Here is a 7,390-nt window from a genome sequence, read left to right as displayed (position 1 = left end):
CCCAGGGCGCACGGTGGTCTGCCCCCGGCGCGGTGTGCGCGTGGGCATGACCAGCACACAGTCGTCATAGGGCGTGTGGACGGCGCGCTTGCCGTCCAGGGCCAGCAGGGTGCCGGCATTGGCGACACGCTCCAGCCCCTGGAATTGCCGGACGAAGGTGAAATCGTCCGTTTCCGCCTGGATCACGTGGGTCACGTCCACCACCGTGGGTCGGGGCAGCGGCCCTGCCGGGGCGTTGATCTCTGCCAGCAGGGTGCGGCTTGTCGCGGCGTCCAGGGTCTGCGATTCCGCCAGGAACCGGATCAGCCCGCGCCAGGCCTGGATGCCGGCCAGGGGGGCGGAATGCTGGCCACATTCCATCAGGATGGCGGCGGCGCTGCCGGCGGGAGACGTGAAGCGGGGATGGTCGATCAGGCGCATGCCGTCGGCATGACCGTCATCCGCCACCACCCAGCCGGGATCGGCCATCCGCACCGCCAGCGCGCGCGCGCGGGCGGAACGTCCGCACAGGGTCAGGGCGGGTGAGGGCACCTGCATGGAATGCAGGTCCAGCAGCAGGTCGGCGGTCAGGATCAGCGGCGCCAGGGCGGCCACGCGCGCCTGCTCCCGGCCCTGGGGGAAGACGGGGGGCAGGCTGCCCGGGAGCAGGTCCGCCCGCGCGCCCGCCCACAGGCGGTTCATGTCCCGGTCCAGGTAACGGGCGGGCGGTGCGGCGGAGCCGAACAGGCGGCCGCCCATCGCCGCGTCGGGATTGGCGAAGGCCAGCGTCCAGCTGCCGCGCGCCGGCCGCAGGCCCCGCCGCAGCATCCGGTCCAGGGCCACGGCGCCGCAGGGCTCATTGCCGTGCATCAGCGCGACGATGGCGACATGCGGTCCCTCGGCCTTGGCTTCGAACCGCCAGACATAGGGCACACCCATATTGCCGGCGCGATGAGCGCGCAGATCGGGCATGGCCAGCGCCGCGTTGGTGGCCGATGGGCCGGGCCGATCCCACATCAGCGGCCACCGACCGGTTGGTTCAGAGCCGCGCACCGTCTGTCTGCTGGAACCATCGCCGCCCTTTTTCGATTGGTCGCCCGAAAGGGCCGCGTTGATAATAGTGCCGGGTCCGAAGCGTCATGAAAAGGGACGGGATGGCCGGCCCTGCGCTATGGTGGGGCCTACAGGCGCTTCCCGCTGCAAGGGCGCTGCCGGTGGTTGTGAGGGTCGCATGAAATTCACCATGGATGATGTGCTGGTGCGCCACGATCCCGAGGGCACGCCCGTTCCCGTCGTCTATGACTCGCCCCACAGCGGTTCCGCCTATCCCCTGGGCTTCACTCCGCGCTGCCCGCTGATGTTGCTGCGGCAGTCGGAAGACGCGCATGTGGATGAGCTGTTCGCCCGCGCGCCGTCCCTGGGCGCCACCTTGCTTCACGCCCTGTTTCCCCGCAGCTATATCGATGTGAATCGGGCGGAGGATGACATCGACCCCGCCTGCCTGGCCGACGCCTGGCCCGGCCCGCTGAACCCGTCGGAAAAGAGCCGTCATGGCATGGGCTTGGTGCGCACCGTCAGCCGGCCGGGGGAGGGGCTGTACGCCGCCAAGCTGACGGTGAAGGAGGTGCAAGGGCGGATCGAGCGTTACTGGCGCCCCTATCACGCCCAGCTGAAGGCGGCCCTGGACGGCCTGCATGCCCGCTTCGGCCAGGTCTGGCACATCAACTGCCACTCCATGCCCACCCTGGGTACGGGCGATGCCGGCGCCGATTTCGTGCTGGGCGACCGCGATGGCGTCTGCTGCGACCCGTCCTTTAGCCGTTTCGTGGCGGCCACCTTGCGCGGCATGGGCTATCGCGTGCGCCATAACGACCCCTACAAGGGGGTCGAACTGGTGCGCCGCTATGGCGCCCCCACCCGGGGCCGCCACAGCCTGCAGCTGGAGATCGACCGGCGTCTCTACATGGATGAGGAGACGCTGGAACGCCACGATGGTTTCTGGCGCCTGTCCCACGACCTGGACAGCCTCATGCGCGCCATCCATGCCTTCGCCTTGGCCCGCGCCGGCGACCGCCGCCTGGCGGCTGAGTAGGTCGCCACGGAATAACGTCCGGCGGGAAAACCCGGCGGCACGGTCGAACACCGGGCGCGAAAGTCATTTGGACCCGTGGGACGCCGCGGGCGCGACGGCCCCGCGCTCGTACCAGGGCCGGCTGGCCTTTACGAAACGCACTACTGACAGCATGACCGGAACCTCGACCAGCACGCCCACCACCGTGGCCAGGGCGGCGCCGGAGTTCAGGCCGAACAGGCTGATGGCGGCGGCCACGGCCAGTTCGAAGAAGTTGCTGGCGCCGATCAGGGCCGCCGGCGCCGCCACGCACCAGGCCACGCCAAGGCGGCGGCTCAGCAGGTAGGCCAGGCCGGCGTTCAGGTAGACCTGGATCAGGATAGGCACGGCCAGCAGCGCGATCACCAGCGGCTGGGCCAGGATCTGCTCCCCTTGGAAGCCGAACAGCAGCACCAGGGTGGTCAGCAGCGCCACCAGGGACAGCGGCTGCAGGACGGACAGGACCCGCTTCAGCCGCGTCTCCCCACCCGCCAGCAGCGCCTTGCGCCAGGCCTGCGCCACCACCACCGGCACGACGATGTAAAGGGCGACCGACAGCGCCAGGGTGGCCCAGGGCACGGCGATGGAGGCCACGCCCAGCAGCAGGCCCACCAGGGGCGCGAAGGCGAACACCATGATCAGGTCGTTCAGGGCCACCTGGCTTAGGGTGAAGTGGGGCTCGCCCTGGCAGAGGTTGGACCAGACGAACACCATGGCGGTGCAGGGTGCGGCCGCCAGCAGGATCAGGCCGGCGATGTAGGAGGGGCCCTGGCCCGCCGGCAACAGGCCGGCGAACAACGTGCCGATGAACAGGCTGCCCAGCAGCGCCATGGAGAAGGGCTTGACCGCCCAGTTGATGAACAGGGTGACCATCACCCCGCGCCAATGCTCCTTCACCTGCGCCAGGGCACCGAAGTCGATCTTCAGCAGCATGGGGACGATCATCAGCCAGATCAGGGCCGCCACCGGCAGGTTGACCTTGGCCACCTCGGCGGACGCCACGGCGCTGAACAGGCCGGGCAGTAAATGGCCCAGGGCGATGCCGGCGACGATGCACAGCGCCACCCACAGGCTGAGGTAGCGTTCGAAGCGGGACATGGGGCCAGACATTTTCGGGGGGCCTCAGACGGTGATGGCCCGCGACAGCAGCGTCGCGGAGGAGGGGCACAGATCCTGGGCCTGGGGCGTGGCCAGGACGGCGGCCGGGGCTCGGTCGCGGGGAATGGGCTTGAACCCGGCCTTCTCGAAGAAGCCGCTGGCGGAGGTGGTCAGCAGCCAGGCCCGTTGGTGCCCTTCCTCCCAGGCGCGGCGCAGCAGCAGGGCCACCAGGTTGCGACCGATGCCCTTACCCTGCATCGTTGCCGGTACCGTGACGGAACGGACCAGGATGTCCGCGCCCAGCGGCACGTAGCCGCCATAGCCCGCCGGTGTGCCGCCCAGGGTCCAATAGGCGAAGAAGCGGGCCTCGCCGTTGGCCAGGTCTTCCACCGGCAGGCTGGCGGCCAGCAGGGCGGCCACCAGGCCGGGGTCGGAGGCCAGGATCGGCTCATCCTTCAGGAAGGGCACCCCTTCCTCTTTGTCGAAGTCCGCGCAGGCCAAGTCGGGCAGCAGCTCCAAGACGACATCCGACGGCCGGCAAAGCTTTACGCCCTGAGGCGTCACCACGATGGGCCGGTTGATCAGGATGGGGTGGGCCATCATGAAATCCAGCAGCTGGTCGTCGGACCATTTCGGATCCTCCAGGCCCAATTCCGCATAGGGTGTACCCTTGCGGCGCAGCACCTGGCGCACGGGCACGCCCATACGCCGGATCAGGTCGGCCAGCAGGGTGCGGCTGGGCGGCGCCTTCAGGTACTCGATCACCTCGGGCTCCATACCGGCCTGGCGGATCATGGCCAGGACGTTGCGCGACGTGCCGCAGGCGGGGTTATGGTAGATCGTGACGCCGCTCATGGCACCTGCTCCGGGCAGCAGGCAGCTAGGTCGGTCAGGCCGGTGCCGCACAGCTCGGGGCGGCCCTGGCAGCAGTCCTGCATCAGGAAGGCCAGCAGGCGGCGGGTGCCCTCGTAGTCGGTGGCGTAGAAGATCTGCCGCTGCATCCGCCAGGAGCGCAGAAGGCCCGCCCGCTCCAGGATGCCCAGGTGGTGCGACAGGGTGGAGGCCGGCACGCCGACGCTGGCGGCGACGTCGCCGGCGGTCAGCCCGTTGGGACCCGTCTGGACCAGCAGGCGGAAGACGCTCAGCCGGGTCTCCTGGGCCAGGGCGGCGAAGGCATCAATGGCGGCTTTCGGTTCCATGGCGTCACACCGTCCCGGCGGGTGGCGCCGGCGTCTCATGGCTCATGGCGATCGCACCCAAATCAGGGGCACCCAGGTCGGGCTTCGGCTCCTTGGCCGCGGCCTCCTTCCGCTCGCTGTAGCGGTCGACCATGTAGTCGGCGCGGTCGCGCACCAGCAGGGTGAACTTCACCAGTTCCTCCATCACGTCGACCACGCGGTCGTAGTAGGAGGACGGCTTCATCCGGCCGTCGTCGTCGAACTCCTGATAGGCCTTCGCCACCGACGACTGGTTGGGGATGGTCACCATCCGCATCCAGCGGCCCAGCACCCGCATCGCGTTCACCGCGTTGAAGGACTGGCTGCCGCCCGACACCTGCATCACCGCCAGGGTGCGGCCCTGGGTGGGGCGGACGCTGCCCGTCTCCAGCGGCAGCCAGTCGATCTGGCTTTTGAACACGCCGGTGAGGGTGCCGTGCCGTTCGGGTGAGCACCAGACCTGGCCCTCGGACCAGATGGACAGCTCCCGCAGTTCCGCGACCTTGGGGTGGGTGGGTGGCACGCTGTCTGGCAGCGGCAGGCCGGCGGGGTCGAAGATGCGGGTCTCGCATCCGAACCGCTCCAGCAGGCGGGCGGCCTCCTGCGTCAGGAAGCGGCTGTAGGAACGTTCCCGCAGCGAACCGTAGAGCAGCAGGATGCGCGGCGGGTGGGTGGAAATCCGCTTGGGCGTGAGCGCGGCCTGATTGGGAATGTCGAACTGGGCGGTATCGATATTCGGCAGATCCATCATGCCATCGTGACTCCCCCGGCTGTGCTTGGCTCATTCGCCATCCATGGGCGGCACAAGCAATCCATATTTCCAGAATCATCGAAATATACGCCGATGACGAATGGGTCAATCGTTATTTCGATAATTGTCAAAAAGAACGGCCGGGCGGGAGCCTGGAGTTTTTCTGGCTGCCGTTGAAACGCCGCAAAACCTCCACCGCTTTGGTCCGCAATGTGGCGCATGTTTCGGCCCTGCCCGTCTGGACCACTCGTGCGCTAAGGCGTGAACTGCTCCTTGAGGATCCGCTCTTCCAGGTTCATTTCCGGATCGAACAGCAGGATGGACGCCACGCTGCGGTCTTCGCAGACCTCCACCCGGGCGACATCGCGGATCTCGGTGAAATCGGCCACGGCGCTGACTGGTCGCTTGGCGCCTTCCAGGATGTCGAACTGCAGCTTCGCGGTATGAGGCAGCAGGGCGCCGCGCCAGCGGCGGGGGCGGAAGGCGCTGATGGGGGTCAGGGCCAGGATGCCGGCACCCAGCGGCACGATGGGCCCGTGGGCCGAAAGGTTGTAGGCGGTGCTGCCGGCGGGGGTGGAGACCAGCGCCCCGTCGCAGGCCAGTTCCGACAGGCGTTCCACCCCATCCACGCTGATGCGCAGCTTGGCGGCCTGGCGGGTTTCGCGCAGCAGCGATACCTCATTGAAGGCCAGGGCCTCATGCCGCCCCTGGGCGTTGACGGCCACCATGCGCAGGGGGTTCAGCGCCACCCGCTGCGCCCGGCGCACACGGTCGGTCAGCCCCCGCGGGCTGAAGGTGTTCAGCAGGAAGCCGACGGAGCCCCGGTTCATGCCATAGACCGGTTTGCACAGCGGCAGATAGCGATGCAGCGTTTCCAGCAGGAAACCGTCACCGCCTAGCGCCACGATGACGTCCGCGTCCTCCGCCCGGACGGCGCCGTAGCGTTCGGACAGGGTCTGGCGTGCTGTCTCCGCCTCCGGCGTCTCGGACGCGACGATGCAGAAGGCCGGCTTGGCAGGCAGGGCCACCGGCTCACACTGGGCAGGTGCTTCCCCGTCACTGGGAACGGCTGCCTGGCCGGCGGCGCGTATGGGGGGCCGCGTGGACTGGTCGAGCATGGCGCCTACGTTTGATCCTGGGCGGGGGCGCGGGCCTGTTAACCGGAAGGGGCCCGTTAACCTGAATTGGATGGCTACCTTAACGGATACATGCCGGCAAAGGAATGCCGCGCTGGAAACCGGTGTCTGGCCCCTCGGTCGCGCGGGAATGTCAGCCGCCGGTGACGCTCATGTGCCGGGCGACGGCCGGGGTCTTCTGGCGCCGGTCGATGATGAAATCATGGCCCTTGGGCTTGCGCGCGATGGCTTCCTTGATGGCGTCCAGCAGGACGGCATCATCCTGCGGTGCGCCGCGCATGACGGCGCGCAGGTCGGCGGCGTCGTCCTGGCCCAGGCACATGTACAGCATGCCGGTGCAGGTCAGCCGCACGCGGTTGCAGCTTTCGCAGAAATTATGGGTCATCGGCGTGATTAAGCCGACGCGCCCGCCCGTTTCCTCCACCCGGGCGTACCGGGCGGGGCCGCCGGTGGTGACGGCCAGGTCGGTCAGCGTCCAGCGCTTGGCCAGCTCCGCGCGCAGCAGGGACAGCGGCCAGTATTGGTCGGCGCGGACGGAACCGCCCTGGCCCGCCTCGTCCATGTCGCCCAGCGGCATGACCTCGATGAAGGTCAGGTCATGACCCTCGCGCCCGCACCAGGCGACCAGGTCGTGCACCTCGCGGTCGTTCACGCCGCGCAGCGCCACGCAGTTGATCTTGACGTGCAGACCGGCGGCTTTGGCGGCGGTGATGCCATCCAGCACCGGTGCCAGCTTCCCCCAGCGGGTGATGGCCTGGAATCGGTCGGGATCCAGGGTATCCAGGCTGACGTTCACCCGGCGCACGCCGGCGGCATACAGCCCGGCCGCGTACTTGGCGAGCTGGCTGCCGTTGGTGGTCAGCGTCAGCTCATCCAAGGCGCCAGTACATGGTGCCGAAGTAGCGGCCCTCGATCTCCGGCAGGGCGCAGGCCCGGACCAGCGCCTTGTCCGCGAAGCGGACCAGCAGCCGGGCGTTGCCGGCCGTCAGCATGGGATACGCCGCCGTGGCCACGTTGGCCGCCATGAACTGGGGCATGGGCGCGCTGTAAGCCAGCTGCGGCAGTTGCAGGCCGCCGACCTCGGCATCGAAGGGGGCCG

At 68.7% G+C, this 7,390-nt stretch carries 7 protein-coding genes and 3 pseudogenes; 1 reads left to right on the top strand and 9 read right to left on the bottom strand.

The window, feature by feature from the left end:
• Nucleotides 1-996, bottom strand: a 996-nt coding sequence (locus tag I55_RS06090; protein WP_044559608.1) for a succinylglutamate desuccinylase/aspartoacylase family protein, incomplete at its 3' end; no start/stop codon positions are given.
• A 214-nt stretch (nucleotides 997-1,210) separates the two neighbouring features.
• On the opposite strand from I55_RS06090, the gene I55_RS06085 reads away from it, so the two are divergent.
• Nucleotides 1,211-2,071 (top strand): N-formylglutamate amidohydrolase, encoded by an 861-nt coding sequence (locus tag I55_RS06085; RefSeq protein ID WP_044559607.1) that lies wholly within the window; start codon nucleotides 1,211-1,213, stop codon nucleotides 2,069-2,071.
• A 63-nt stretch (nucleotides 2,072-2,134) separates the two neighbouring features.
• Here I55_RS06085 and arsB read toward each other — a convergent pair whose 3' ends face one another.
• The 8 genes and pseudogenes from arsB to I55_RS06050 form a co-directional block, all read right to left on the bottom strand.
• Complete coding sequence (gene arsB / locus I55_RS06080; RefSeq protein WP_044559606.1) at nucleotides 2,135-3,187, bottom strand: ACR3 family arsenite efflux transporter; 1,053 nt, start codon at nucleotides 3,185-3,187, stop codon at nucleotides 2,135-2,137.
• Between the two features lie 24 nt (nucleotides 3,188-3,211).
• On the bottom strand, nucleotides 3,212-3,577 hold the full coding sequence (locus I55_RS38250) for a GNAT family N-acetyltransferase (protein ID WP_286364290.1): 366 nt from the start codon (nucleotides 3,575-3,577) through the stop codon (nucleotides 3,212-3,214).
• A 57-nt stretch (nucleotides 3,578-3,634) separates the two neighbouring features.
• Nucleotides 3,635-4,042: pseudogene (arsC, locus tag I55_RS38245) on the bottom strand (arsenate reductase (glutaredoxin)); the annotation flags it as partial.
• Entirely contained in the window at nucleotides 4,039-4,386 is a 348-nt protein-coding gene (locus tag I55_RS06070) for a helix-turn-helix transcriptional regulator (protein WP_044559605.1), read from the bottom strand. The pseudogene arsC and the gene I55_RS06070, both read right to left, overlap by 4 nt.
• 4 nt (nucleotides 4,387-4,390) lie before the next feature.
• Nucleotides 4,391-5,155 (bottom strand): arsenical resistance protein ArsH, encoded by a 765-nt coding sequence (gene arsH, locus I55_RS06065; protein ID WP_044559604.1) that lies wholly within the window; start codon nucleotides 5,153-5,155, stop codon nucleotides 4,391-4,393.
• 254 nt (nucleotides 5,156-5,409) lie between these two features.
• Nucleotides 5,410-6,273, bottom strand: coding sequence for an NAD kinase (locus tag I55_RS06060; protein WP_083900882.1), 864 nt, complete (start codon nucleotides 6,271-6,273; stop codon nucleotides 5,410-5,412).
• 151 nt (nucleotides 6,274-6,424) lie between these two features.
• A pseudogene (locus I55_RS06055) lies at nucleotides 6,425-7,174 on the bottom strand (GTP 3',8-cyclase MoaA); the annotation flags it as partial.
• A pseudogene (locus tag I55_RS06050) lies at nucleotides 7,161-7,390 on the bottom strand (acyl-CoA dehydrogenase); the annotation flags it as partial. The pseudogenes I55_RS06050 and I55_RS06055, both read right to left, overlap by 14 nt.

Source organism: Azospirillum sp. B4, from assembly GCF_000333275.1.
Taxonomy (GTDB): domain Bacteria; phylum Pseudomonadota; class Alphaproteobacteria; order Azospirillales; family Azospirillaceae; genus Nitrospirillum.
Note: the sequence above shows the minus strand (reverse complement) of the source record. Positions and strands in the feature narration are given on the sequence as shown.

Bases quoted from the DNA above. Each gene is read 5' to 3' on its own strand.
- arsB (WP_044559606.1), bottom strand. From the start codon at position 3,187: ATGTCCCGCTTCGAACGCTACCTCAGCCTGTGGGTGGCGCTGTGCATC.
- arsH (WP_044559604.1), bottom strand. From the start codon at position 5,155: ATGATGGATCTGCCGAATATCGATACCGCCCAGTTCGACATTCCCAAT.
- I55_RS06060 (WP_083900882.1), bottom strand. From the start codon at position 6,273: ATGCTCGACCAGTCCACGCGGCCCCCCATACGCGCCGCCGGCCAGGCA.
- I55_RS06085 (WP_044559607.1), top strand. From the start codon at position 1,211: ATGAAATTCACCATGGATGATGTGCTGGTGCGCCACGATCCCGAGGGC.
- I55_RS06070 (WP_044559605.1), bottom strand. From the start codon at position 4,386: ATGGAACCGAAAGCCGCCATTGATGCCTTCGCCGCCCTGGCCCAGGAG.